Source organism: Vibrio sp. UCD-FRSSP16_30 (genome assembly GCF_001676025.1).
Taxonomy (GTDB): Bacteria; Pseudomonadota; Gammaproteobacteria; order Enterobacterales; family Vibrionaceae; genus Vibrio.
Genome location: NZ_LZFW01000002.1, coordinates 191,951 through 217,020, shown reverse-complemented (window position 1 = coordinate 217,020; position 25,070 = coordinate 191,951). Strand labels below are relative to the sequence as shown.

Genomic DNA, 25,070 nt, shown 5'->3' with positions numbered 1-25,070 from the left:
ACGTTATTTGAACAAAATCATGTGCATTATCGGAACGAGCCTTTGTTGTATGGATTTGTGGCATGGATGCCACAATGAAGCCATCAAGGATGATTTCACGGCGTTTTGTGGAGATGATGTACATGATTGGTCGATAAATGTTCACTCATGCGTTAGCCCTAATTATAGGGGCTACGCAGTAGCTCCTTTTGTTTATACCTATCAAATATTTATACCCATCAAATTAAGGTTTTTCGATGTTTCAATACGCTATCTTGGCAAACCCCGGCCACAATCGCATTTATTTCGATACCGCGGTAAAAATTGCTTGTTCTGAACTTAAAGCAATTCTTACTTCTATGGATATCACTGTCGATGAAGTGTCAGAAAAAGACATTGGTTTGCCAGCTGCTTTAGTCTTTGAAACAGAACAAGAATTGGATGCTGCGCAGCTAAAAAGACTGTCATCATCTTCAATCTATTACGCGATTTTTCAAGTAATGGATTCTGGTTTATTGAAACCACTACAGCCACAAGCTTTTAATACTTTCCCTGAGAGTATGAGTCAGATATTACGTTATCCGGGGAAAACCAATGAGCAATTTACTCGCTTAATGGTCAATCTTGGACTTAGTGCCTCGCAAACTAATAGCGAACGTAAATGTTTGATGGATCCTATGTGTGGTAAAGGCACCACGCTATATGAAGGTTTGATCCAAGGCTTAGATGTGATGGGTGTAGAGATCAATGCGAAGTGGGTTCAAGAGATCCAAACTTTCATTGTTAAGTACATGAAAAACGGCCGCTATAAGCACAAAGTGATCAAAGAGAAGCGCACCGGTGCTGGTGGCAAAAAGATTGCTGATGGTTTTGCGATGACTGCGGCAGTAAACAAAGACGATTTTGTTAATAATAACAGCCAGTCAATGAAACTGTATGCCTCTGATACGCGCATTATCAATCAAATCATCAAGAAGAATAGCTGTGATGTGATGGTGTCCGATCTTCCCTATGGTGTTCAGCATGGCAGTAAAAATGCTAGCGATACCAAGATGGCTCGTAGCCCTCTAGAGTTGATTGAGGAGGCTCTGCCTGCTTGGAAGAGTGTGCTAAAGCCAAAAGGTGCGATTGTACTTTCCTTTAATGAGTTTACATTGAAGTGGAGTGAGCTTGCTAAGCTGTTTGCAGAGCAAGGTTTTGAAGTACAAGATGAGTCACCGTATATTGGTTATTTACACAGAGTTGATCAGTCGATCAACCGAAATATCTTTATTGCGGTGAAGCCGTAAGCTTTATTTCCCGAGCTTGTTTGCACAAGATTTAGAGAAAAAGCCAACCTAGTGTTGGCTTTTTTGTCTTTAAATGACCGAAGGTGAAAAATGAAACCTACCGCGCAAATTTTACAAGACATATTGGCTGAAGTGACGCCATTAATTGGTCAGGGAAAAGTCGCTGACTATATCCCTGCGTTAGCGCAGGTAGCAAATACTAAGCTTGGCATTGCGGTGTACACCAATGCAGGCGAAGTGTTTAAAGCCGGAGATTCTGAGGAAGCATTTTCAATTCAATCTATCTCTAAAGCGCTGAGTTTAACCCTTGCTATGCGTCTTTATGATCAGAGTGAAATTTGGCAACGAGTAGGCAAAGAGCCTTCCGGTCAGGCATTTAATTCATTGATTCAGTTAGAGATGGAGCAGGGGATCCCGCGTAATCCCTTCATCAATGCTGGTGCAATTGTCGTCGCAGATTTATTAAATTGTCGATTATCAGCCCCTCGACATTCTTTATTGGAGTTTGTTAGACAGTTATCGGGTGACCCGCGTTTGGTCTATGACAAGGTAGTAGCCAATTCAGAAATGATGCACGGTGACCGCAACGCGGCAATTGCCTATCTAATGCGCTCCTTTGCTAATTTTCATAGTGAAGTACATCCGGTTCTAGAAAACTATTTCTATGCTTGCGCACTAAAAATGAGCTGCGTAGATTTAGCCAAAACCTTTAGCTATCTTGCAAATAAAGGCAGTTTAGTGCAATCGGGCAAGCGCATAGTGTCAGTCACTCAGAGCAAACAATTGAACGCATTATTGGCCACTTGTGGTTTGTATGATGGAGCTGGTGAGTTTGCTTATCGGGTTGGTATGCCGGGTAAGTCTGGTGTCGGCGGCGGTATTATAGCGATTGTTCCGGGTGAAATGACGATTGCAGTATGGTCTCCAGAGCTCGATGCTTCTGGTAACTCGCTAGCAGGCACGCGGGCGTTGGAGTTGTTATCGGAACGTATTGGTCGTTCTATCTTTTAAAGAGTGCTCATTAACTAAATGCCTCAATAACTAATGGCTCATAATTATGGAGCCATTAGTTTCTTTATTTTATCTATTCGCTTTCTTCTGGCATAAAAGCTTCGAGCAGATCGTTAAGGAATAGCTTTCCTTTCTCCGTGATCTGCCAATGAGTATCACTTTCTGTCAGATAAGCCATATCTAACGCCCAGTCCATTGTCGGCTTAATTGAGCTTAAAGGAAGCCCTGTGGTATCAATGAAGTCTTGTTTTGGGCAAGCTTCAATGAGTCGAAAGCGGTTCATGAAGAACTCAAATGAACGGTCTCCATCTGCGACTAACTGCTCACTATTGGTATAGGGTTTCACTAGGTTTTGGTATGCGCCTAAATACCCGCGAGGGTGCTTGATCTTAGTGGTACGTACAATGCGTCCATCGGCAAAGCTCAATTTGCCATGTGAACCACAACCAATGCCAAGGTAGTCACCAAAGCGCCAATAATTGAGGTTGTGCTGACATTGATAGCCCGGCTTGCTATAGCCAGAAATCTCATATTGTACGTAGCCAGCCGCGGTCAGCTTTTGATGTCCTTGTTCAAAGATATCCCATAGGTCATCGTCATCTGGCAAAGTCGGTTTTTTATAATAAAACAGCGTATTCGGCTCAATCGTTAACTGATACCAAGATAAATGCGGCGGAGCGAGCTCAATGGCTTTTTCTAAATCAGTGAGTGCCTGTTTGATGCTTTGATTTGGTAAGCCATGCATCAAATCTAGGTTGAAGCTATTTAGACCGATATTATGCGCAAGTTTTGCCGCATTTACCGCTTCATCTTTACCGTGAATACGCCCTAAACGTTCCAGTTTTTCTTGCTCAAAGCTTTGCACGCCAATAGACATTCGGCTAATGCCTGCATCAACGTATTGAGCAAAACGCTTAGCTTCAATCGTGCCAGGATTTGCCTCCATCGTAATCTCAATGTTGTCGATAAATGGGATTCGTTGTTGGACTCCCTTTAATAGACGAGCGATTTGATCAGAGGAAATTAGGCTTGGGGTTCCACCACCAATGAAAATAGAAGTGAGCTTCCTCTCTTCTATTGAATCCGCGTACTTGGCAAGATCCGTCTCTAAATCTTCAAGCAGGGCATTAATGTACAACTCTTCAGGAATATCACCTTTTAAGGCGTGTGAATTAAAGTCGCAATAAGGGCATTTTTGTACACACCATGGAATGTGAATATACAGCCCTAGTGATGGTGGAATTAGTTTGCTCATAGTGCTTGTTTTAACTTATCAAACAGTTGGCTTAGTGCTTTACCGCGATGGGAAAGCTGTTTTTTTCGTTCAGGTGTCAGCTGTGCTGATGCGCACTGATCTTCTGGCACATAAAAAATAGGATCATAACCAAAGCCGTTTTCACCCTCAGATTGCTCTAAGATCTGACCTTCCCATACGCCATGACAAACAATAGGAGTCGGGTCTAGGTGATGACGCATGTAGACCAAAACGCAATGAAAGCGAGCGCTGCGTTGATCTTTAGCAACGCCTTCAAGATCGTGCAGTAACTTGTCGAGGTTTTGCTTGTCTGTAGCATCTTCTCCGGCAAAACGTGCCGAATAAATACCGGGCGCGCCTTTTAGGTAATCAACTTCTAAGCCAGAGTCATCAGCAATCGCGGGTAGACCGGTTTCTTGAGCGGCATGACGGGCTTTAATAATGGCGTTTTCGATAAAAGTAGTGCCAGTTTCTGCAACATCGGAGACGTTGTATTCACTTTGCGCTTGTACCTCAAAACCAAAATCAGACAATAGGCTTGCCATTTCGCGCACTTTACCTTGGTTGCCAGTAGCAAGTACTAATTTATTTGCTGGCTTATTTACAGATTCGTTGACAGACAAAGGGGAAATTACTCCTGAATATGGAAGGTTTGATTAAATCGAAGAATACCACTGCCTTTAGTGCCAGAGTCTGCTTTGATTTCAAAGCGGAAAGTTTCATTCTCGGTAATAGGCAGTTCCGCTAAATAGTAGATAGCTTCACCTTGAGTGATTTCTCTAAAGGTTAATTTTTTGGTATTTCCGACCAAATTTTTTGCCGTACCTGTCAGTACGACTGGGGTAGGTTTTTTACCTACGCTGTAGAGATCTAAAGCGCTGATATTGATCAGCGCGATATAAGGGTTTCTTTTTAGCTTTAAATCTCTAGCAACTTTAGGGGCTAAAAATGTCGAATTAAACGCAGAATAATGCAGTTCAATATCTTTCATTCGAACAAATTGTCCCGCTAAACTTGGCATTGCAAATCCTGCAATTAGCAGAGCGCACAGTGCTTTTATAAGTTGCTTTTTCATTATGTAACTCATCGTGTAACGGGGCCCCTAAATAAAAATTACAGTCCGTACCAAATCGGTCCAAATAGGCTGCTAGTTAAGTCACCCATTAGGAAGTTGGCAAATTGAAGGACAAGAAACAGAACCAAAACACTAAGATCTAATCCACCCATTGCTGGAAGAATACGGCGAATTGGTGCAAGCATAGGTTCAGTTAATTGATGGAATACATATTCCATAGGGCTGCGACCTTGGCTTACCCAGCTAAGAATTGCACGTAGTAGTAGCACCCAAAATAGTAATTTACCGGCCGCTTTAACTAGAGCAAGCAGACCAATAATTAATAGATCAGGACTAAAGCCTACCGCGCCATTGGACGCAATAAACATCAGCAGTACAAACTTTAATACACATAGCACGTAGGCAAAGCTAATCGTAGCAAGATCGATATTACCAATTGATGGAATAATACGGCGCAGTGGTTTTAAAACCGGTTGTGTTGCTTTCACAATAAACTGTGAAAACGGGTTGTAGAAGTCAGCTCGTGCCGCCTGCAACCAAATTCTAAGAATGACGACCATGATGTATAGGTCAAAAACGGTAGTCACTAAAAATTGCATTGAATTCATTACAAAACCTTGATGAAGTTAAAAAAGGGATTCCATCTCTTCGGCACGTTTTACTGCAGCCTGCATGGCTTTAGCGACGGTATCGGAGAGTTGATGTTGGTTAAATGTGGCGATAGCTTCTGCTGTCGTACCACCTTTTGAGGTCACCTGATTACGCAAAGTCGCAAGCTCTAAATCTGGATTTTCGACCACCATTTGTGCAGCGCCTGCGGCAGATTGTTGAACCAGTAAGCGCGCGGTTTGTTCGTCAAAACCTTGAGCTATGGCTTCTTTTTGCATTGCTTCCATAAATAAGAAGAAATAAGCAGGTGAGCTTCCAGCTGCGGCAATAATCGAGTTAATTTGAGCTTCACTTTCAACCCAGCAAATCTCGCCTACTGCTTGCATTAATTGCCCAGCAAAGGCTTTGTGTTGTTGGCTAATATTCTGTGGAGCATATAAGCCACTCATGCCCAGTCCCAGTAAAGAGGGAGTATTTGGCATGACTCGTACAAAGTCGGCATTTTTACCGAGCATTGATTGTAAACGTGGCACGGTAATACCTGCCGCAATTGAGATGAGTAGTTTGTTCTCAAAATCAATATCAGAAAGTTCAGCTAATACATCGGACATCATCTGCGGTTTTACTGAGAGAACAATCACATCAGCTTGCGAGACGGCTAAGTGATTGTCCGGCGTTGTGGCAACCGAAAAACGCTCAGCGATGCTATCGCGACTTTGCTGTGAAGGCGCAGTTGCCGTGATGGCTTGCGCTGGATAGCCACTATCAAGCAGTCCTGCAATGATAGAGCTTGCCATGTTCCCAGAGCCAATAAAGGCAATGTTACGTACTGAATTAGCCAAAAAGTGATCCCTTACTGTTTGTTTTATTTATGGTTTACTAACTTATGGTTTGCTCTATTTAGCATTTGAATAGTCACGTGCACCAAAAATAGCGGTACCGATGCGAACCATGGTACTGCCAGCTTCGATTGCCGCTTGCATATCGCCACTCATGCCCATAGACAAAGTATCTACTTGTGGATATTGGGATTTTATTTGTTCAAACAAGTCTTTAAGCTGATTAAAGGCATGCAGCTGCTCATCATAACTCGAAACATTCGCTGGGATGGACATTAGTCCACGCAAAGTTAGATTAGGTAGACCTTCGATAACCGTCGCCAGTTCGAGAGCTTGTTGTGTGGAAATACCTGATTTACTGGCTTCGCCGCTGGTATTCACTTGAATAAGCACTTGTATCGGTTTTTTATTATCTGGTCTTTGATCGCTTAGGCGTTGAGCAACCTTGGCGCGGTCAATAGAGTGCACCCAATCAAAGTTCTCACTGATGGGACGCGTTTTATTAGATTGTATTGGACCAATAAAGTGCCATTTTATGTCTAAGTCGTTATGATGTTCTTGAAAATATTGAATTTTTTCAACGCCTTCTTGAACGTAGTTCTCGCCAAATTGACGTTGACCAGCTTCACAAGCATTCACTACGGCTTGAATCGGTTTAGTTTTACTTACCGCAAGAAGTTGCACTGAATGAATTGGACGCCCAAACTTACGTTCAGAATCTTGAATCTGCTGATGAATATTTTCTAAATTTGATTGGATTGTCTGCATAGTTTTGACTTAATAAGGAATGTTATGGATATCACCGAATTACTTCGCTTTAGTGTAAAGCATAATGCCTCAGATCTACATCTTTCGTCAGGTTTGCCACCAATGGTTAGAATTGATGGTGACGTTCGACGTCTAGAGATGCCTGAATTTAGTGAGGCTGAAGTTCATGCTCTTATTTTTGATATTATGGATGATGCTCAGCGAAGTGAGTTCGAGTCAAATTTAGAGCTCGATTTTTCGATAGAACTTAGTGGTGTGGGGCGTTTTAGGGTTAATGCCTTCAATCAAAGCCGTGGTTCTTCGGCAGTATTTCGAACCATCCCAACCGTCATTCCTACTTTAGAACAGCTTAATTGCCCGCCTATATTTGAAAAAATAGTCAACTATGAGAAAGGCTTAGTCTTGGTAACAGGGCCTACAGGCTCGGGTAAATCAACCACTCTAGCGGCGATGGTTGATTATATTAATCGTAACCACAATAAGCATATTTTAACCATTGAAGACCCTATCGAATTTGTTCATCAAAGTTCTAAATGTTTGGTGAATCAGCGTGAAGTTCACCGTGATACACATAGCTTTAAGGCGGCATTACGTTCGGCTTTGCGTGAGGATCCTGATGTAATTTTGGTGGGTGAGCTGCGCGATCAAGAAACGATCAGCCTTGCTCTTACTGCCGCAGAAACCGGTCACTTAGTCTTTGGTACTTTGCACACTAGTTCTGCTGCAAAGAGTATTGATAGAATTATTGATGTGTTTCCAGCAGGCGATAAAAACATGGTGCGCTCTATGCTATCGGAATCGTTACGTGCAGTGATTGCGCAAAAGTTATTAAAACGCAATGGTGGCGGGCGAGTGGCATGTCATGAAATTATGCTGGCAAACCCAGCAATTAGAAACCTTATCAGAGAAGATAAAGTCGCGCAGATGTACTCCATTATCCAAACGGGCGCAGCTCTTGGCATGACAACGATGGAGCAATCGGTTAATCAACTGATGCAACAAGACTTAGTGAGCCGAGAAGAGGCTGAGGCTAAGATTGAGATTCAACCTATGCTTGGTTCTGGTTTTTAAGCATAAAATAACAGCAAGGAAAGAAGATGGAACTTAAAGAATTGCTCGATGCGATGACGCAACAAAAGGCGTCAGATTTGTACATTACGGTAGACTCTCCTTGCATGTTTCGCATCGACGGGGAGTTGCAGCCTTTTGCTGACAAACTGCATCAATCTGGAGTGACAGCCCTTCTTGATAGCATCATGGATAATGATAGGCGTAAGGAGTTTCGCGCTACTCGAGAGGCTAATTTTGCCATTGAGAGTGAATCTGGTCGCTTTAGAGTCAGTGCTTTTTTTCAGCGTGACTTACCCGGTGCGGTGATTCGTCATATTGAAACAAATATTCCTTCTTTTGCCGATCTTGGCTTGCCTGATACATTAAAAGATCTGGCGATGACAAAGCGTGGTTTAGTCTTGGTAGTTGGTGCGACAGGTTCTGGTAAATCCAGTACTCTTGCCGCTATGGTCGGCCATAGAAATCAAACTCAACACGGTCATATATTGACGGTAGAAGATCCCATTGAATTTGTGCATCAGCATCACAAGAGCATCGTCACTCAGCGTGAGGTTGGGCTCGATACAGAAAGTTATGAAATTGCGTTAAAGAACTCATTACGACAAGCTCCGGATATGATTGTCATTGGTGAGATACGCACCCCAGAAACCATGCGTTATGCAATGACCTTTGCTGAAACGGGGCATTTGTGTGTGGCAACCTTGCACGCCAATAATGCCAATCAGGCATTAGATCGGATTTTACATTTGGTGTCCAAAGAACAAAGAGAGCATTTCCTGTTGGATCTTTCTCTTAATCTAAAGGGAATTGTCGGTCAGCAATTGCTTAAAGCCAAAAATGGTACGGGACGCCATGTTGCTTTAGAGATACTGCAAGTGACGCCAAGGGCATCGGATCTCATTCGTCAAGGGGAGATCACAGAGATCAAAAGCTATATGGCAAAAACTCAACAAGTTGGGATTTGTACTTTTGATCAATCTCTACTTGAACTGCTTAAGCAAGATAAGATCACAGAGGAAGAGGCGTTACGCAGCGCAGATTCTGCCAATGATCTGCGCCTGATGTTAAAGAATCATCAAGGGGTAAGTACTGATGGTCCTTTAGATGACATTAAGATTGATATGGGATGAGGGGGCTACTCTCCCCACTGGCTTTCAAACCAACTTTCTAAAATCACCACGGCGGATTGGCAATCCACGTTACCTTTACTTAATGCTTTGTAACCACCCATAGCAAAAAGATCTGAGCGAGCTTCTGTTGTTGAAAGTCTTTCATCATGAAGCTCAACCGGCACGCCAAATCGACCATGTATGCGCTGAGCAAACTTTTTCGCCCTAGGGGTGATGGTTTGCAAGTCTTTACCGTGTAAGTCTGTTGGTAAGCCTACAACCACTAAATCGGGTTTCCACTCAGTCAGTAAATTACCAATATCGTCCCAATTTGGGATGCCGTCTTTGGCCTTAAAAGCTTTTAGAGGGGTGGCTGTACCTGTGATGTCTTGGCCTATGGCACTACCAATGCTTTTGGTGCCATAATCAAATGCCATGATGGTTTTGCTCATGCATGTCCTGCTTGTGTTGATAATTGGGAGGCATCTATACCTAAAGATTGCACGGCGCTAGACCAGCGATCTTGTACTGGTGTTGTAAAGATAATATTGGGATCAGCTTCGATCGTTAACCAAGAGTTTTCGGCGAGTTCGCTTTCCAGTTGACCGGCTTCCCAACCTGAATATCCCAGTGCCACTAGGTACTGTGTTGGCTCTTCTTGAGTACCGAGCACTGCCAATATGTCTTTAGAGGTCGTGACGGTCAGGCTGTCTGTCATCACCATACTCGATTGATATTTATCTTTTGGTTGATGCAAAATAAAGCCGCGATCTTCTGATACCGGGCCGCCATTGTGTACTGGCTGCTTGAGACTATCGCCAGCTTGGATATTGGCTGATTTAAGCTCGACCTGCTTTAACATGCCGCCGACAGTGATATCGATAGGAGCGTTAATCATAATCCCCATCGCGCCATTTTCATTATGCTCACAAATATAGATAACGGAACGCTTAAAATAAGGGTCTTCTATCGATGGCATGGCGACTAAAAAATGATTAGTAAGATTCATAGGCTACCTCTGAAAATTCCCTCTTAAAATAAGACAGCAAGCGAGTGTTGATGCAATATCGGTTATTCACAAGCTTGCTGGCTACGAGTTTTAGCAGTTATTTCTTTTGCAAGAGAGGTATTACTTATTGATGCGACGCTCAATAGCATCCATCAATTTACCGGTAATTGAGATGCCAAATTCAGTTTCGATCTCAACAATACAAGTAGGGCTAGTGACATTAATTTCAGTTACTTTGTCGCCAATAACATCTAAGCCGACAAAAATGAGTCCTTTCTCTTTAAGTGTAGGACCGATTGCATTAGCTATGGCAAAATCTGTCTCGCTTAGAGGTCTTGCTTCACCGCGACCACCTGCTGCTAAGTTGCCGCGAGTTTCACCTTTGGCTGGGATACGCGCTAGGCAATATGGCATTGGCTCGCCATCAACGATCAAAATACGTTTATCACCATTGCTAATATCGGGAACGAACGCTTGTGCCATTGCGTAGTTTTGACCATGGTTAGTTAGGGTTTCGATAATAACCGATACGTTAGGATCGCCTTCTTTAACTCGGAAAATAGACGCGCCGCCCATTCCATCAAGAGGTTTAAGAATGACATCGCGATGCTCTTCATGGAACGCTTTGATTTTTTCAGCTTTGCGAGTCACGATAGTGGTTGGCGTTAGAGCAGCAAACCATGCGGTATAAAGCTTCTCGTTACAATCACGCAGGCTTTGTGGCTTGTTGACGATGAGAGTCCCTTCCACTTCCGCGCGCTCAAGAATGTAAGTTGCGTAGATGTATTCAGTATCAAATGGTGGATCTTTACGCATTAATACCGCGTCAAGATCGGACAATTTGATGGTTTGCTCTGACAGGAACTCAAACCAAGATTCAGGGTTCTTTTCTATTTTTAGAGTCTTAGTATCGGCAACAGCCACACCTTGATCTAAGTGAAGATCATTCATTTCCATATAGTGGATTTCATAACCACGGCTTTGCGCTTCAAGGAGCATTGCAAAGCTTGAATCTTTTTTAATGTTGATGGATGAGATTGGGTCCATCACTATGCCGATCTTAATCATTCGTTTCTCTCCTAGCCAAGATCGCCAAAGCGAACTTGCAGTGCGGTAATTGCTGTTAGAGCTGCGGTTTCTGTTCGTAGCACGCGCGGGCCTAACAAAGTTTGTTCGAAGTTATATTCTGTGGTCATGGCAATTTCTGAATCAGAAAGTCCACCTTCTGGGCCTATCAATAGTTTCACTTGGGTCATAGGCTGCGGAAGTGTATTGATAGAGTAGGGTGCTCGAGGGTGAAGATTGAGTTTTAACCCTTGGTACTCTTCGCTACACCACTGCTCTAATTGCATGATAGGTCTGATGACAGGGACTCGATTGCGACCACTTTGTTCACAGGCAGCAATTGCAATTTTTTGCCATTGCTGCAGCTTTTTTTCAAAACGTTTAGGATCGAGTTTTACGCCACAGCGCTCAGAGATAAGAGGGGTGATGGTATTCACGCCAAGCTCTACTGATTTTTGAATGGTGAACTCCATCTTATCGCCACGAGAAACAACCTGGCCTAAATGAATGTCTAGCGGGGATTCAACATTATGTTGTGTAGAGTCTTGTATTTCTACTGCAACGTTTTTCTTGGAAACCTCAGTGATGACTGCGGAATATTCAACGTTGCTACCGTCAAAGAGAGAGACGGCTTGGCCTACCTGCATTCTTAATACACGCCCAATATGTCCAGCAGCATCGTCGCAAAGCTGAACTTGTGTGGCTGAAGATAAAGATTCCGGATGATATATCCTAGGGATGCGCATTTAAATCGTACCTGTAACTGACTGAACTAACTAAATATGGTTGCTATGGTAACAAATAACAAGAGGGGTCGCTCAGTCTGCTTGGTACGATTTTTTTAGTGTTGACACTTTTGCTCAACGAACGGGTTAGAGTTACCTTGAATTTTAGTGATTAACTGGTCTCTTTTGCATTCCCAATCTGTTACCGCGTAGGTTTTATTCCAAGCTTGCATCAGCTTTATTTGCGAAGATGAGAGTGTAATAGGGTATTGCTGTTTCATGTATAAATAGGTGCGAGCGATAGCTCCACGAGCATAGGTTGGCGGCATAACTTTGTCATCTTTAAAGCTTACCTGCATTTTACATTGGCCATAACTGACACCATGTACGCCGTTCCATTGCGAGAAATCATAGTTAGAACGGTCGCCATTAACCTCACCGATTGCTGGCACCAAATTATGTAGATCCGCTTCCATCTCTTTATAGATAGGATCACTCTTGGTGCAATTAGAGCGTCCACCTTCTTGCCAACATTGTCTTTGTTTGCCTAATTGCGCCGCAGGGACGATATGTTCCCATTCGATACGATTGGCTCGGCGCTGTTGTTTTCGCACTTGATAACCGCAGTCAGATAATTGCGGTGTCCCTTTTTTACCATGCCAGTCAATGTGACAGCCACAATAGAAGGTTTGTGGATGCTGCTGATAAATGCCTATCGCGAGCTGTTTTGATTTATAAAAGGAATGCGGTTTGGCGTGTGCAGTTAGAGAGATAAGTACTAGGCCAATAATCAGGAAAATTGAACGTTTCAAGGATATTCTATGGATGTTGATGAAAAACAGCGTAGAGATTACCGTTAATCGGCTTATTTGACCAGATTTTGTTCAGTGAAGCATTAGATGAGATTGCTTGATATTAACTGAGCTGTTTTCCCGTAAAGCTCAAAGTATTGCCACAACTGCGACAGGTATAACTACTTTCGCTTCTCATCACTTTATTGTGACGACGAATAGTAAGAGGGTAGGTTCGACAACCGCATTGGTACTCGAAGGTTTTACCTTGAACGGAACTGACATCCATAGAGTGAGTCCGCTCAGGCTTGATTGAAAACACTTTGGACATGACATATTGCCATTCTTTACCATGTGGTCTTACTCGACCAAAAACTTGGTGGGTAATTAAATGTGCCAACTCATGAGGTAAAACTTCATCAATAAAGTCTTGCTGATTTTCAGCTAACAGTACTTTATTTAATTTAATCACATTAAGCTGCAAAAAGGCTTTTCCTGCGGCTTTGCCACGCATATCAATTTCTATCTTTGGCATAGCAAAGGTACGCTTGAAATGTGTGTTAGCCACCTGAATCAGTGAGGCCGTTTTTTTTGTGAGCTGATATTGAAGCGGATCCATGCGAGAAATAGTTGATTGAGATGAACTAGCGTTACTTTAACTTAATCTTGGAATTCAGGTCAATGCAGGTAAAAAAGGAGAACTTAAGTTCTCCTTTTTATGATTAATAAATTCAATGTGTTATCTATGAAATTAATGTTTCTTTTGAATTGTCGCGTGATAGGCATGCCATGTGCCATAACCTAAAATGGGCATCGTCATTATCATGCCAATGCCGTAAGTTGCAAAGCCAATCAGTACTCCGCCACAAATAATTCCAGCCCATACCAGTAGAGGCCCAGGGTTACTTTTTACTGCGTGAAAACTGGAAAATATTGCGGTCATAATATCAACGCGTCTTTCTAGCATAAGAGGCATCGAGAAAACGGAAATACTAAAGACCACGGTTGCCAAAATGAATCCGGCGATAGAGCCTGTAATAAGGAAAGGAGCAAATTCAATAATGCTGGCACCTTCTACTGAGGGGTATAACGCATGCAGTAAAGAGGCGATTCTCATCCAAAATATCATGGCCACTACAAGTAGTACCGCAAAGCTCCATTGTGATGTTGAATTACGCCCAATGGCTTTCATCGAATGCAGTAGACTGGGTTGTTTTCCTCGTTCTATTGCCCAACTTGTATCGTACAAACCAAGGGCCAGAAAGGGGCCTATTAGCATGTAGATAATAAGTGCGGGAAGAATAACTAAATGGGAGTGGTTGCCCTGTAGGTATATCAAACCAACAATGCCGGCAGCGGCTACAGCAAAACAAGCGCCATAAAAAAGGCTAATAATAGGGGAGCGAATAAAATCATTTAAACCTAACGCGAGCCACTGAAAAGGGTCGCTAATGGTGATGCTGTTGCATGGTAGTGTTTTTGCGTATTCGCTATCTTTAACTTTCGATGTATTGTGCAAGCCATCTTCGTTATATGTACGAGGCATGGTAATCCTCCAGATTAAGTCTAACGGACTAAACTAGAATCCACTTTAGACTGAGCCACATTATTTATTTTGTAAAACTTGATCTGGTTAACATTTCATTAACTTTGATAACTATCGTCATGGATGGCATGAAATACAAATTTTGTGGGAAAATTAATCAGAAAGGAGTAGTTGGCAGGATAAAAAAAACCTCAGCACAAAGGCTGAGGTTTCAGAATGTTTACCGCTAAATTAGCTTATTTGATACCAGCAAAATCTTTAAGAATCGCCGCTTTGTCAGTCGCTTCCCAAGGGAATTCTTCACGACCAAAGTGACCATAAGCTGCTGTTTTCTTGTAGATAGGTTGAAGCAAGTTCAACATTTCTTGTAGACCGTATGGGCGTAAGTCGAAGTTTTGACGAACAGCTTCAATGATGATTTCTTGAGCTACTTTTTCAGTACCAAAAGTTTCGATCATGATAGATGTTGGATCAGCAACACCGATAGCGTAAGACAGTTGGATTTCACAACGGTCAGCCATACCAGCTGCCACGATGTTCTTCGCTACATAACGTGCTGCGTATGCTGCACTACGGTCAACTTTTGATGGATCTTTACCAGAGAATGCACCGCCACCGTGACGAGCTGCGCCGCCGTAGGTATCAACGATGATTTTACGACCAGTTAGGCCACAGTCACCCATTGGGCCACCGATAACAAAACGACCAGTTGGGTTAATAAAGAATTTAGTTTCTTTATTTAACCATTGCGCAGGAAGTACTGGTTTAATGATTGTTTCCATTACTGCTTCACGAAGGTCATCCGTTGAGATGCTTTCGCTATGCTGAGTAGATAGAACAACAGCGTCGATACCAACAATCTTACCTTGGTCGTATTGGAACGTTACCTGAGATTTTGCATCTGGGCGCAACCATGGCAGTGTGCCGTTTTTACGAACTTCAGCTTGTTTTTCTACAAGACGGTGAGAGTAAGTAATTGGCGCAGGCATTAATACTTCAGTTTCGTTAGTTGCGTAACCAAACATAATACCTTGGTCTCCAGCCCCTTGATCTTTAGGGTCTGACTTATCAACGCCTTGGTTGATGTCTGGAGATTGCTTACCGATAGTGTTTAATACAGCACAAGAGTCTGCATCAAAACCCATTTCTGAGTTAACGTAACCAATTTCACGAACCGTTTCACGTGTCAGCTCTTCGATATCAACCCAAGCAGAGGTAGTGACTTCGCCGCCTACCATAACCATGCCAGTTTTTACGTAAGTTTCACATGCAACACGAGCTTTAGGATCTTGCTCAATGATTGCATCTAGAACCGCATCAGAGATTTGGTCTGCAATTTTATCTGGATGGCCTTCTGATACAGATTCAGAAGTAAACAGGTGCTTAGCCATGATGGGCTCCCTTATTTCTTAGTTAAGAAAAGACGCATCATGGCGTCTTTTAAGTTGTACTTGTTAAGTAGGTGTTTCTACTTCTAGACGTCTATTCTAATTTTGAATGTGCGAAATACAAGCTTTTTTACGATTTAAGTGGGAAAAGATTTGCATTGAGGTAAATCAGGTTTTCTCCATGCAGTGAGATATTAAGCAAATTAATGCATCTTAGTGTGAATTATGCACGGGAAACCGTTTGCAGTAATAGAGGGGCTTTGCGACAATAACCGTTCTCAACACCCTCTGTTGAGTTCAGGACTTATTTTTTAATAAATTGCTTATGCATTCAGGAGCAGACATGTCTTCTCGTAAAGATCTAGCCAATGCAATTCGTGCTCTTAGCATGGATGGTGTTCAACAAGCTAACTCTGGTCACCCAGGCGCACCTATGGGTATGGCTGACATCGCTGAAGTACTTTGGCGTGGTCATCTAAACCACAACCCACAAAACCCAGAGTGGGCTGACCGCGACCGTTTTATTTTATCAAACGGCCACGGCTCAATGCTGATCTACTCTCTGCTTCATTTGACCGGTTATGAGTTATCTATTGATGACCTTAAAAACTTCCGTCAGTTGCACTCTAAGACACCAGGTCACCCAGAATATGGTTACGCACCTGGTATCGAAACGACAACAGGTCCTTTAGGCCAAGGTATTACTAACGCAGTTGGTATGGCTATGGCTGAGAAAGCACTTGCTGCTCAGTTTAACAAAGAAGGTCACGACATCGTTGATCACTTCACTTATGTATTCATGGGTGATGGTTGTTTGATGGAAGGTATTTCACACGAGGCTTGTTCTCTTGCGGGTACTCTTGGTCTTGGCAAGCTTGTTGCTTTCTGGGATGACAACGGCATCTCAATTGATGGTGAAGTTGAAGGTTGGTTCTCTGATGATACGCCTAAGCGTTTTGAAGCTTACGGCTGGCACGTAATTCCGGCTGTAGACGGTCACAATGCAGAAGAAATTAACGCAGCTATCGTTGCGGCTAAAGCAGACCCTCGCCCAACACTTATCTGTACTAAGACAGTGATTGGTTTTGGTTCTCCAAACAAAGCTGGCACGCACGATTGTCACGGTGCTCCACTAGGCGCTGACGAAATCGTTGCAACTAAAGCCGCTCTTGGCTGGGAACACGGTCCTTTCGAAGTTCCTGCTGACATCTACTCACAGTGGGATGCAAAAGCATCAGGCTCTGAAAAAGAAGCAGCTTGGAATGCTAAGTTTGACGCTTACGCGGCAGCATACCCAGCAGAAGCTGCTGAACTAAAACGTCGTGTAAATGGCGAACTTCCTGCACAGTGGGAAGAAGCAACTAACCAAATTATTGCTGACCTTCAAGCTAACCCTGCAAACATTGCATCACGTAAAGCATCGCAAAATGCATTAGAAGCGTTTGGTAAAATGCTTCCTGAATTCATGGGTGGTTCTGCTGACCTTGCGCCTTCTAACTTGACTATGTGGTCTGGTTCTAAGTCTCTTGAAGCAAATGACTTCTCAGGTAACTACATCCATTACGGTGTACGTGAATTTGGTATGACTGCAATCATGAATGGTATTGCTCTGCACGGTGGTTTCGTACCATACGGCGCAACTTTCCTAATGTTCATGGAATACGCGCGTAACGCAATGCGTATGGCTGCTCTGATGAAAATTCAGAATATCCAAGTTTATACTCATGACTCTATCGGTCTGGGTGAAGATGGTCCAACTCACCAACCGGTTGAGCAAATCGCTTCTCTACGTTTGACTCCAAACATGAGCACATGGCGTCCATGTGACCAAGTTGAGTCAGCAGTTGCTTGGAAATTGGCTATCGAACGTAAAGATGCGCCTACAGCGCTTATCTTCTCTCGCCAAAACCTTGCACAGCAAGAGCGTAACGCAACTCAAGTTGCTGATATCGCTAAAGGTGCTTACGTATTGAAAGATTGCGCAGGTACACCTGAGCTAATCATCATTGCGACAGGTTCTGAAGTTGAACTTGCCGTTGCAGCGCAAGCTGAACTAACAGCCACAGGCAAAGCAGTACGTGTTGTTTCAATGCCATCAACAGATGCATTCGACAAGCAAGACGAAGCTTACCGTGAATCAGTCCTACCTTCATCAGTGACTAAACGTATCGCTGTAGAAGCCGGTATCGCTGACTTCTGGTACAAGTACGTTGGCTTCGGTGGCAAGATCATCGGCATGAGATCATTCGGCGAATCTGCACCAGCAGGCGAGCTATTCAAAATGTTTGGTTTCACAACTGACAACGTAGTAAATACAGCTAAAGAGCTTTTAGCTTAATTTATTGCCACTTCACAAAATATAAAGCCAGCAGTTTACTGCTGGCTTTTTTGTCTTTAATTCGTTCCTTTTAGCATTTAGAGTAATCCTTTTTCTATTTGCTATTACAGAATGATAAACTTCTACTCAATAATTATAATAAGCCTTATTCGGAGTAAAGGTATGTTAAGAGTAGCTATTAATGGGTTTGGTCGTATTGGACGCAATGTACTTAGAGCTGTTTATGAAAGTGGTAAGTCTGGGCAGATTCAAGTTGTTGCTGTTAATGAATTAGCTCAGCCTGATGCTATGGCTCATCTACTTCAATATGACACTAGCCATGGACGTTTCAATCTTAAGGTCTCTCATACTCAAGAGTATCTAAATATTCATCATTTAGATGGCAGTAAAGATGAAATACGTATTCTGCATCTTGCAGAGCTAGATTTACTTCCTTGGCGTGATTTAGATGTAGATATTGTTCTGGACTGTACTGGTGTTTTTGGCTCTCAGGAAGAAGGGCAACAACACATTGCTGCTGGTGCTGGTAAAGTGCTGTACTCACACCCGGGCTCTAATGATCTTGATAACACCATTATCTATGGCATCAACCATCAAAGCTTAAAACCAGAACATAAAGTTGTTTCAAACGGTTCTTGCACCACAAACTGTATTGTTCCTATCATAAAAGTGCTTGATGAAGCCTATGGTATCCAACGAGGCACGATTACTACTATTCACTCATCAATGAACGATCAGCAAGTTATTGATGCCTATCATCCCGATTTGCGACGTACTCGCAGTGCCAGTCAGTCAATCATTCCTGTTGATACAAAATTGCATAAAGGTATCGAAAGGATCTTTCCAAAGTTTGAGAATAAGTTTGAGGCTATTTCAGTCAGGGTTCCAACTGTTAATGTAACGGCAATGGATTTAAGTGTAACTTTGGACACGAACGTCACTGTTCATGACGTAAATCAAACTATTTTGCAAGCGTCTCAATGTACATTACAATCAATAGTTGATTACACTGAAGCTCCATTGGTATCAATTGACTTTAATCATGACTCGCATAGTGCGATTGTCGATGGGTCTCAAACCCGAGTCAGTGATGGCCAATTAGTCAAGATGTTAGTGTGGTGTGATAATGAGTGGGGATTTGCAAATCGGATGCTAGATACGGCTTTGGCGATGCATAGCTCACATTAATTACATTGCGTGAAATAAATACATGGCTTTTTAGTTCCAACTCTTGAACTATAAAATAAATGGCCCAATGTAGCTTTATATTAGAGAGATTTTGAACACTCTTTTTAGCAATTTTGCTAGGATAGGGTGCACAGTTTTTAAATTTAAACCTAGAGGACTAACAATGTCTGTAATTAAGATGACTGACCTGGATCTAGCAGGTAAACGCGTATTTATCCGTGCTGACCTAAACGTTCCAGTAAAAGACGGTAAAGTAACTTCTGATGCTCGTATTCTTGCATCTATCCCTACTATCAAGCTTTGCTTGGAAGCGGGTGCTAAAGTAATGGTTACTTCTCACCTAGGTCGTCCAACTGAAGGCGAATACGCTGAAGAGTTCTCACTACAACCTGTAGTTAACTACTTAAACGATGCGCTTGATTGTGAAGTTAAGCTAGCTAAAGACTACCTAAATGGTCTTGAGCTAAATGCTGGCGAACTCGTTGTTCTTGAAAACGTTCGTTTCAACAAAGGCGAGAAGAAAAACGAAGAAGAGCTATCTAAGAAGTACGCTGCTCTTTGTGACATCTTTGTTATGGATGCATTTGGTACAGCTCACCGTGCTCAAGCGTCAACTCACGGTGTAGGTACTAACGCTCCTGTAGCTTGTGCTGGCCCTCTTCTTGCAGCAGAGCTAGAAGCACTGGCTAAAGCAATGGATAACCCAGAGCGCCCACTAGTGGCTATCGTTGGTGGTTCTAAAGTTTCTACTAAACTGACTGTTCTTGAGTCTCTATCTAAAGTTGCTGATCAACTTGTTGTGGGTGGTGGTATTGCTAATACATTTATCGCTGCAGAAGGCCACAACGTAGGTAAGTCTCTATATGAAGCAGACCTAGTTGAAACAGCTAAGAAACTAATGAAAGAGTGTGCAATTCCAGTTGCGACTGATGTTGCTTGTGCAAAAGCATTTGATGAGAACGCTGAAGCGGAAATCAAAAACGTTGCTGACGTTCAAGACGATGACATGATTTTCGACCTTGGCCCTGATTCAACAGCGGTTCTTGCTGACATCATTGCTAATGCAAAAACTATTCTTTGGAATGGCCCTGTTGGCGTATTCGAATTCAAAAACTTTGAAGCGGGTACAGCAGGTATTTCTAAAGCAATCGCTGAGTCTGCAGGTTTCTCTGTAGCCGGTGGTGGTGACACGCTAGCAGCTATCGACAAGTTCGGTATCAAAGCTGACGTTTCTTACATCTCAACTGGCGGCGGCGCTTTCCTTGAGTTTGTAGAAGGTAAAGTACTTCCAGCAGTTGCTATGCTAGAAGAACGCGCAAAAGCGTAATTTTTTTAGGCGAGAACCTTGTTCTCGCCCTTTTTATTAATTTTGCTACAAAACCTTGTTTTGTCAGTAATTTTTATGTTTGCAAAAGTGCAATTTAATACTAAACGACAGAAAATAGGACTTATTCCATGTCTAAGATCTTCGATTTTGTAAAACCTGGTGTTATCTCTGGTGATGACGTACAAAAAGTGTTTGAAGTAGCAAAAGAAAATAACTTTGCTCTTCCTGCAGTTAATGTTGTTAATACTGATTCTGTAAATGGTGTACTAGAAGCAGCAGCTAAAGTTAAAGCTCCTGTAGTAGTTCAGTTTTCTAACGGCGGTGCAGGCTTTTTTGCTGGTAAAGGCGTTAAATTAGAAGGTCAAGGTGCGCAAATCCTTGGTGGTGTTGCTGGCGCTAAATACGTTCACGCTGTTGCGGAAACTTACGGTGTTCCAGTTATTCTTCATACTGACCACGCAGCTAAGAAACTTCTTCCTTGGATTGACGGTCTACTAGACGCTGGTGAAGAGTTCTTCGCTCAAACTGGTAAGCCTTTATTCTCTTCTCATATGATCGACCTTTCTGAAGAGTCTCTAGAAGAGAACATCGAAATCTGTTCTAAATACCTAGAGCGCATGGCTAAAATGGGCATGACTCTAGAAATCGAACTAGGTTGTACTGGTGGTGAAGAAGACGGCGTAGATAACTCTGATATGGATGCATCTGAGCTTTACACTTCTCCTGAAGATGTTGCTTACGCATACGAGAAACTAAGTGCTATTAGCCCACGTTTCACTATTGCTGCATCATTTGGTAACGTACACGGTGTGTACCAAGCAGGTAACGTAGTTCTTACTCCAACTATCCTACGTGACTCTCAAGCATACTGTGCTGAGAAGTTTGGTCTAGCTCATAATGCGCTAAACTTTGTATTCCACGGTGGTTCTGGTTCTTCTGAAGCAGAAATCAAAGAGTCTATCGGCTACGGTGTTATTAAAATGAACATCGATACTGATACACAGTGGGCGACTTGGGACGGCATCCGTACTTACGAAGCTGAAAACCATGACTTCCTACAAGGCCAAATTGGTAACCCAACGGGTGAAGCTGCGCCTAACAAGAAGTACTACGATCCTCGCGTATGGCTACGTGCTGGTCAATCTTCTATGGTTACGCGTCTTGAGAAAGCATTTGCTGACCTTAACGCAATTGACGTGCTTTAATCGTCTCGCAACTCACTAATTAAATTAGAAAAACCCGCTTTTATAGCGGGTTTTTTTTGTCTTCTGTACTATAGTTTTTAGGTGCAGTCTTTAAAGTCTTCAGCATGCTGTGTTTTTTACAGAAGCTTGACTTATAACGTACATATGGAAGTATGATGCTGATCACAGCATAGTTGTAACACTTTATTACGGAAGAGAAATTTACAATGTCACAAGAAACCCCTGAAATCCCAAGCGTAGATGCCCTTCATGAAGGCATGCAAGGTGCTCACCATTGGTTCCTGAACAATTCGGATCTATTAGTGAGCTATGCAGTAAATATCATTACTGCTGTTCTGATTCTTTTTATTGGTAATATTATCACTAAAATGATTGCGAACAGTGTTTCAAAAATGCTTGAAAAGCGTGATTTAGATAAGGCTGTCATTCACTTTGTTCATGCGATGGTTCGCTATCTGCTATTTGTTATCGTATTGATTGCAGCTCTTGGACGCCTTGGTGTTCAAACAGCTTCTGTTGTCGCTATCATCGGTGCTGCGGGTTTAGCCGTTGGTCTTGCTCTACAAGGCTCTCTATCTAACTTTGCTGCTGGTGTTCTTATTGTTGCGTTCCGTCCGTTTAAATCTGGTGACTACGTAGAAATTGGCGGTGTCGCAGGTTCGGTTGATTCAATTCAAATTTTCCAAACGGTTCTGACATCTCCAGACAATAAAATGGTTATCGTGCCAAATGGTAGTGTTATAGGCAGTCCTATTGTTAACTACTCACGACATGATACACGCCGTGTTGATCATGTGATTGGTGTGTCTTACGGTGCTGACTTGAAGAAAACTGAGCAAGTGATCAGACAAGCACTAGAGGCCGATGATCGTCTTCTTAAAGATAAAGGCATTCAAATTGGCGTATTGGCACTAGCTGATTCATCGGTGAACTTTGTGGTTCGCCCTTGGTGTCGTACGGCTGATTATTGGGATGTATATTTTGATACGCTACAAGCGATTAAAATTGCTCTTGATGAGAATGGTATTGAAATTCCATTCCCACAAATGGATGTACATGTAAATAAAGTGGAATCGTAATCCGACTTTATACTTTCTAAACGCGCCTTTTGGCGCGTTTTTTCGTTTGGGATAAATGATAGCAATCGTAGCCAGTTAAAGTGATCACTTACTTGCTGTGATTGGTATGAAACCTTCTCATTAATAGGCAGTCAAAAAAGTAAGATTAACTGGAGAATATGATGACAATGTTTAGATTAATTTTTACGGTGCTTATCTTTCTATGTAGTTTTGGATCTCAGGCACAAGTATTAAATTTCCCCCACTTAACCACGACAGGTTACGGGGAGGTTTTTGCCGAGCCTGATATGGCAGAGTTTAGCGTTCAAGTTGTGGTGATTAAAAATAGCGCAGAAGACGCTAAGACTGAGGCGGATAAAGTTGTCGATGACTTTTTAGCAAAGCTACAAGCATCAGGCTTAGCAAGAGAATATATTCAAAGCGGTAATATTCAGTTAATACCGCAAATGCATTACCCCAAAAATGCCAAGCCAGAACAAAAAGGTTATCGAGCATCGCGAACAATTAAGGTCACAGTAGAAGATCTCGCAGCTTTACCTAAGCTACTTGATGTTGCACTTAAATCGGGTATTAATCGTATTGATAGGGTTCAACTAGGCGTTAAGGATTCAGCTAAGTATCAAGGTATTGCACGTAGTGAAGCGATTAAAGATGCACAGTTTAAAGCAAAGTCGATTGCTGAAGGTTTTGATAAACAATTAGATGGTGTGTGGCAAATCAGTTATCAATCCCCGCAAGTTAGGCCTATGCTCTCTCGAAGTGTGCAGATGGATTCACCTGAGCGTACAAGTAGCTACCAAGATTCAAGAATTGTGATAAAAGATCGTATTAATGTCATTTATAAGCTGAAGTAATTCCATTAAACGTAGTAAATCTAAAAAGCCCTTACTGTTTTCGTTTAAATAAAACGAACAGTAAGGGCTTTTTAGTTATGGTCTATAGCTTTGTCGAATAGCTAGCTAGGGCGAACGTATGAGTGAACATTTATCGAATAATCATGTACATCATCTCCACAAGACGCCGTGAAATCATCCTTGATGGCTTCATTATGGCATCCATGCCATAAACCCATATCACAAAGAGTTGTTCCTATAATGCACATGATTTTGTTCAAATAACGTTTGTTATCTCACCCTGGCTAGCTAGGCTTTTTAGTGCGCCAATTAACTCTTAGTGAAGTAGGCGAGCTCTAATCGTGCCATCGATCTCTTTTAGCTTATCTAGGGCTTCTTGAGAGCGGTTTGCTTCAACATCTATAACAACATAACCGATACTGCTGTTAGTTTGTAAGTACTGACCAATGATGTTGATGTCTGCACTAGCAAATATGGTGTTAATTTGCGTTAGGATGCCCGGGCGGTTCTCGTGAATGTGTAGCAAACGAGAAGTGCCTTTGTGTTGTGGCAGTGATACTTGAGGGAAGTTAACACTTGATAGTGTTGAGCCGTTATCTGAGTATTTAGCCAGCTTGCCCGCAACTTCTACACCAATGTTTTCTTGCGCTTCTTGTGTTGAACCACCTACGTGAGGGGTCAAAATAACGTTATCAAACTTGGTTAGAGGTGACTCAAAAGAGTCAGCATTTGTTTTTGGTTCTACTGGGAATACATCCACAGCCGCACCAGAAATATGACCAGATTCTAGTGAGTTACATAGTGCAGGAATATCGACAACTGTTCCGCGAGCGGCATTGATAAAGATTGAGCCAGGCTTCATTAGAGCAAACTCTTCAGCGCCCATCATGTTCTTTGTTTCAGCCGTTTCTGGTACGTGTAAGCTAATCACATCACATTTGCTCAGTAGCTCAGTCATGCTTCGAACTTGAGTTGCATTACCCAAAGACAGTTTATTTTCAATGTCGTAGAAGTAAACACGCATCCCTAAGTTTTCAGCAATGATACTCAGCTGAGTACCGATATGGCCGTAACCAATAATACCTAAACGCTTACCACGAGCCTCATAAGAATGGTCGGCACTTTTTTTCCAAATACCACGGTGTGCAAGTGCGTTTTTCTCTGGAATGCCGCGCATCAACAATAGGATCTGACCAAGCACCAACTCGGCAACACTACGAGTGTTAGAAAATGGTGCGTTAAATACAGGTACGCCTTTAACCGCCGCCGCTTTTAGGTCAACTTGGTTAGTACCAATACAGAAACAGCCAATAGCAACTAGCTTGTTTGCTGCTGCTAATACTGTTTCATTTAGGTTAGTGCGCGAACGAATACCGATAAAGTGAACGTCTTTAACCGCTTCAATTAATTCTTCTTCCGAAATTGAGCCTTTGTGATATTCAATGTTGGAGTAACCCGCAGCCTCTAGTACTTCAACTGAAGAAGGATGCAGTCCTTCAAGAAGTAGTATTTTAATTTTATCTTTATCAAGTGAGACTTTAGTCATTGCG

25 protein-coding genes are annotated in these 25,070 nt (G+C 42.5%); 10 read left to right on the top strand and 15 right to left on the bottom strand.

Going from position 1 to position 25,070, the window contains the following annotated elements; all coding sequences use genetic code 11:
- Window positions 1-236 precede the first annotated feature (236 nt).
- Together A9260_RS02460 and glsB are read left to right on the top strand one after the other, a co-directional pair.
- Window positions 237-1,268 (top strand): TRM11 family SAM-dependent methyltransferase, encoded by a 1,032-nt coding sequence (locus tag A9260_RS02460; RefSeq protein ID WP_068695854.1) that lies wholly within the window; start codon window positions 237-239, stop codon window positions 1,266-1,268.
- A 90-nt stretch (window positions 1,269-1,358) separates the two neighbouring features.
- The gene (gene glsB / locus A9260_RS02455; RefSeq protein WP_068695852.1) at window positions 1,359-2,279 is read left to right on the top strand and encodes a glutaminase B; all 921 of its coding nucleotides are present in this window, start codon (window positions 1,359-1,361) and stop codon (window positions 2,277-2,279) included.
- A gap of 73 nt (window positions 2,280-2,352) precedes the next feature.
- Here the strand turns inward: glsB and hemW are convergent, their stop codons facing one another.
- From hemW to A9260_RS02425, 6 genes are read right to left on the bottom strand one after another with little or no spacing between them, the layout of a single operon-like run.
- Window positions 2,353-3,534: a radical SAM family heme chaperone HemW gene (gene hemW, locus A9260_RS02450; protein WP_068695850.1), complete on the bottom strand. Its 1,182-nt coding sequence runs from the start codon at window positions 3,532-3,534 to the stop codon at window positions 2,353-2,355.
- Entirely contained in the window at window positions 3,531-4,157 is a 627-nt protein-coding gene (locus tag A9260_RS02445) for an XTP/dITP diphosphatase (RefSeq protein WP_269451460.1), read from the bottom strand. Before A9260_RS02445 ends, hemW begins: the two co-directional genes overlap by 4 nt.
- Before the next feature lie 8 nt (window positions 4,158-4,165).
- Window positions 4,166-4,609: a DUF4426 domain-containing protein gene (locus A9260_RS02440; RefSeq protein WP_068695848.1), complete on the bottom strand. Its 444-nt coding sequence runs from the start codon at window positions 4,607-4,609 to the stop codon at window positions 4,166-4,168.
- A 38-nt stretch (window positions 4,610-4,647) separates the two neighbouring features.
- A complete protein-coding gene (locus tag A9260_RS02435) occupies window positions 4,648-5,217 on the bottom strand; it encodes a YggT family protein (protein WP_068695846.1) in 570 nt (189 codons plus the stop codon).
- A gap of 18 nt (window positions 5,218-5,235) precedes the next feature.
- Window positions 5,236-6,060: a pyrroline-5-carboxylate reductase gene (proC, locus tag A9260_RS02430; RefSeq protein ID WP_082957010.1), complete on the bottom strand. Its 825-nt coding sequence runs from the start codon at window positions 6,058-6,060 to the stop codon at window positions 5,236-5,238.
- Between the two features lie 54 nt (window positions 6,061-6,114).
- Window positions 6,115-6,825 carry a YggS family pyridoxal phosphate-dependent enzyme gene (locus A9260_RS02425; RefSeq protein ID WP_068695844.1) on the bottom strand — a complete coding sequence of 237 codons (711 nt, stop codon included), beginning with the start codon at window positions 6,823-6,825 and terminating at the stop codon, window positions 6,115-6,117.
- Window positions 6,826-6,849: 24 nt separating this feature from the next.
- Here A9260_RS02425 and A9260_RS02420 point away from each other — a divergent pair, with 24 nt between their 5' ends.
- Window positions 6,850-7,896: a type IV pilus twitching motility protein PilT gene (locus tag A9260_RS02420; RefSeq protein WP_068695843.1), complete on the top strand. Its 1,047-nt coding sequence runs from the start codon at window positions 6,850-6,852 to the stop codon at window positions 7,894-7,896.
- A gap of 26 nt (window positions 7,897-7,922) precedes the next feature.
- Window positions 7,923-9,026 (top strand): PilT/PilU family type 4a pilus ATPase, encoded by a 1,104-nt coding sequence (locus A9260_RS02415; protein WP_068695841.1) that lies wholly within the window; start codon window positions 7,923-7,925, stop codon window positions 9,024-9,026.
- A gap of 5 nt (window positions 9,027-9,031) precedes the next feature.
- Here A9260_RS02415 and ruvX read toward each other — a convergent pair whose 3' ends face one another.
- From ruvX to metK, 8 genes are all read right to left on the bottom strand, one after another.
- Window positions 9,032-9,457, bottom strand: coding sequence for a Holliday junction resolvase RuvX (gene ruvX / locus A9260_RS02410; RefSeq protein ID WP_068695839.1), 426 nt, complete (start codon window positions 9,455-9,457; stop codon window positions 9,032-9,034).
- On the bottom strand, window positions 9,454-10,014 hold the full coding sequence (locus tag A9260_RS02405) for a YqgE/AlgH family protein (RefSeq protein ID WP_068695837.1): 561 nt from the start codon (window positions 10,012-10,014) through the stop codon (window positions 9,454-9,456). The genes ruvX and A9260_RS02405 overlap by 4 nt, the downstream gene beginning before the upstream one ends.
- 120 nt (window positions 10,015-10,134) lie before the next feature.
- Entirely contained in the window at window positions 10,135-11,082 is a 948-nt protein-coding gene (gshB, locus tag A9260_RS02400; protein WP_068695835.1) for a glutathione synthase, read from the bottom strand.
- A gap of 11 nt (window positions 11,083-11,093) precedes the next feature.
- Entirely contained in the window at window positions 11,094-11,825 is a 732-nt protein-coding gene (rsmE, locus tag A9260_RS02395; RefSeq protein ID WP_068695833.1) for a 16S rRNA (uracil(1498)-N(3))-methyltransferase, read from the bottom strand.
- 95 nt (window positions 11,826-11,920) lie between these two features.
- Entirely contained in the window at window positions 11,921-12,616 is a 696-nt protein-coding gene (locus tag A9260_RS02390; RefSeq protein WP_068695831.1) for an endonuclease, read from the bottom strand.
- Between the two features lie 103 nt (window positions 12,617-12,719).
- On the bottom strand, window positions 12,720-13,214 hold the full coding sequence (locus tag A9260_RS02385) for a SprT family zinc-dependent metalloprotease (protein ID WP_068695829.1): 495 nt from the start codon (window positions 13,212-13,214) through the stop codon (window positions 12,720-12,722).
- 132 nt (window positions 13,215-13,346) lie between these two features.
- On the bottom strand, window positions 13,347-14,141 hold the full coding sequence (locus A9260_RS02380; RefSeq protein ID WP_068695827.1) for a DUF2189 domain-containing protein: 795 nt from the start codon (window positions 14,139-14,141) through the stop codon (window positions 13,347-13,349).
- Between the two features lie 236 nt (window positions 14,142-14,377).
- The gene (gene metK / locus A9260_RS02375; RefSeq protein ID WP_068695825.1) at window positions 14,378-15,532 is read right to left on the bottom strand and encodes a methionine adenosyltransferase; all 1,155 of its coding nucleotides are present in this window, start codon (window positions 15,530-15,532) and stop codon (window positions 14,378-14,380) included.
- 340 nt (window positions 15,533-15,872) lie between these two features.
- Here metK and tkt point away from each other — a divergent pair, with 340 nt between their 5' ends.
- The 6 genes from tkt to A9260_RS02345 all read left to right on the top strand — a co-directional run bounded on the left by tkt (window position 15,873) and on the right by A9260_RS02345 (window position 23,520).
- On the top strand, window positions 15,873-17,867 hold the full coding sequence (gene tkt, locus A9260_RS02370; protein WP_068695823.1) for a transketolase: 1,995 nt from the start codon (window positions 15,873-15,875) through the stop codon (window positions 17,865-17,867).
- A 162-nt stretch (window positions 17,868-18,029) separates the two neighbouring features.
- Entirely contained in the window at window positions 18,030-19,055 is a 1,026-nt protein-coding gene (epd, locus tag A9260_RS02365) for an erythrose-4-phosphate dehydrogenase (RefSeq protein WP_068695821.1), read from the top strand.
- A 163-nt stretch (window positions 19,056-19,218) separates the two neighbouring features.
- Entirely contained in the window at window positions 19,219-20,382 is a 1,164-nt protein-coding gene (locus A9260_RS02360) for a phosphoglycerate kinase (RefSeq protein WP_068695819.1), read from the top strand.
- 128 nt (window positions 20,383-20,510) lie between these two features.
- A complete protein-coding gene (fbaA, locus tag A9260_RS02355; protein WP_068695817.1) occupies window positions 20,511-21,587 on the top strand; it encodes a class II fructose-bisphosphate aldolase in 1,077 nt (358 codons plus the stop codon).
- 257 nt (window positions 21,588-21,844) lie between these two features.
- Entirely contained in the window at window positions 21,845-22,666 is an 822-nt protein-coding gene (gene mscS, locus A9260_RS02350; protein WP_156683994.1) for a small-conductance mechanosensitive channel MscS, read from the top strand.
- Window positions 22,667-22,827: 161 nt separating this feature from the next.
- Complete coding sequence (locus A9260_RS02345; protein WP_068695813.1) at window positions 22,828-23,520, top strand: oxidative stress defense protein; 693 nt, start codon at window positions 22,828-22,830, stop codon at window positions 23,518-23,520.
- A 316-nt stretch (window positions 23,521-23,836) separates the two neighbouring features.
- Here A9260_RS02345 and serA read toward each other — a convergent pair whose 3' ends face one another.
- A complete protein-coding gene (gene serA / locus A9260_RS02340; protein WP_068695811.1) occupies window positions 23,837-25,066 on the bottom strand; it encodes a phosphoglycerate dehydrogenase in 1,230 nt (409 codons plus the stop codon).
- Window positions 25,067-25,070: the final 4 nt, after the last annotated feature.

What these genes read in the sequence shown, in the direction of transcription:
- A9260_RS02425 (WP_068695844.1), bottom strand. Translation starts at nt 6,825, where the DNA reads ATGCAGACAATCCAATCAAATTTAGAAAATATTCATCAGCAGATTCAA.
- rsmE (WP_068695833.1), bottom strand. Translation starts at nt 11,825, where the DNA reads ATGCGCATCCCTAGGATATATCATCCGGAATCTTTATCTTCAGCCACA.
- A9260_RS02415 (WP_068695841.1), top strand. Translation starts at nt 7,923, where the DNA reads ATGGAACTTAAAGAATTGCTCGATGCGATGACGCAACAAAAGGCGTCA.
- hemW (WP_068695850.1), bottom strand. Translation starts at nt 3,534, where the DNA reads ATGAGCAAACTAATTCCACCATCACTAGGGCTGTATATTCACATTCCA.
- epd (WP_068695821.1), top strand. Translation starts at nt 18,030, where the DNA reads ATGTTAAGAGTAGCTATTAATGGGTTTGGTCGTATTGGACGCAATGTA.
- mscS (WP_156683994.1), top strand. Translation starts at nt 21,845, where the DNA reads ATGCAAGGTGCTCACCATTGGTTCCTGAACAATTCGGATCTATTAGTG.
- A9260_RS02360 (WP_068695819.1), top strand. Translation starts at nt 19,219, where the DNA reads ATGTCTGTAATTAAGATGACTGACCTGGATCTAGCAGGTAAACGCGTA.
- A9260_RS02345 (WP_068695813.1), top strand. Translation starts at nt 22,828, where the DNA reads ATGACAATGTTTAGATTAATTTTTACGGTGCTTATCTTTCTATGTAGT.
- serA (WP_068695811.1), bottom strand. Translation starts at nt 25,066, where the DNA reads ATGACTAAAGTCTCACTTGATAAAGATAAAATTAAAATACTACTTCTT.
- A9260_RS02440 (WP_068695848.1), bottom strand. Translation starts at nt 4,609, where the DNA reads ATGAAAAAGCAACTTATAAAAGCACTGTGCGCTCTGCTAATTGCAGGA.
- A9260_RS02380 (WP_068695827.1), bottom strand. Translation starts at nt 14,141, where the DNA reads ATGCCTCGTACATATAACGAAGATGGCTTGCACAATACATCGAAAGTT.
- A9260_RS02405 (WP_068695837.1), bottom strand. Translation starts at nt 10,014, where the DNA reads ATGAATCTTACTAATCATTTTTTAGTCGCCATGCCATCGATAGAAGAC.
- ruvX (WP_068695839.1), bottom strand. Translation starts at nt 9,457, where the DNA reads ATGAGCAAAACCATCATGGCATTTGATTATGGCACCAAAAGCATTGGT.
- metK (WP_068695825.1), bottom strand. Translation starts at nt 15,532, where the DNA reads ATGGCTAAGCACCTGTTTACTTCTGAATCTGTATCAGAAGGCCATCCA.
- tkt (WP_068695823.1), top strand. Translation starts at nt 15,873, where the DNA reads ATGTCTTCTCGTAAAGATCTAGCCAATGCAATTCGTGCTCTTAGCATG.
- fbaA (WP_068695817.1), top strand. Translation starts at nt 20,511, where the DNA reads ATGTCTAAGATCTTCGATTTTGTAAAACCTGGTGTTATCTCTGGTGAT.
- A9260_RS02385 (WP_068695829.1), bottom strand. Translation starts at nt 13,214, where the DNA reads ATGGATCCGCTTCAATATCAGCTCACAAAAAAAACGGCCTCACTGATT.
- glsB (WP_068695852.1), top strand. Translation starts at nt 1,359, where the DNA reads ATGAAACCTACCGCGCAAATTTTACAAGACATATTGGCTGAAGTGACG.
- A9260_RS02460 (WP_068695854.1), top strand. Translation starts at nt 237, where the DNA reads ATGTTTCAATACGCTATCTTGGCAAACCCCGGCCACAATCGCATTTAT.
- A9260_RS02435 (WP_068695846.1), bottom strand. Translation starts at nt 5,217, where the DNA reads ATGAATTCAATGCAATTTTTAGTGACTACCGTTTTTGACCTATACATC.
- gshB (WP_068695835.1), bottom strand. Translation starts at nt 11,082, where the DNA reads ATGATTAAGATCGGCATAGTGATGGACCCAATCTCATCCATCAACATT.
- A9260_RS02420 (WP_068695843.1), top strand. Translation starts at nt 6,850, where the DNA reads ATGGATATCACCGAATTACTTCGCTTTAGTGTAAAGCATAATGCCTCA.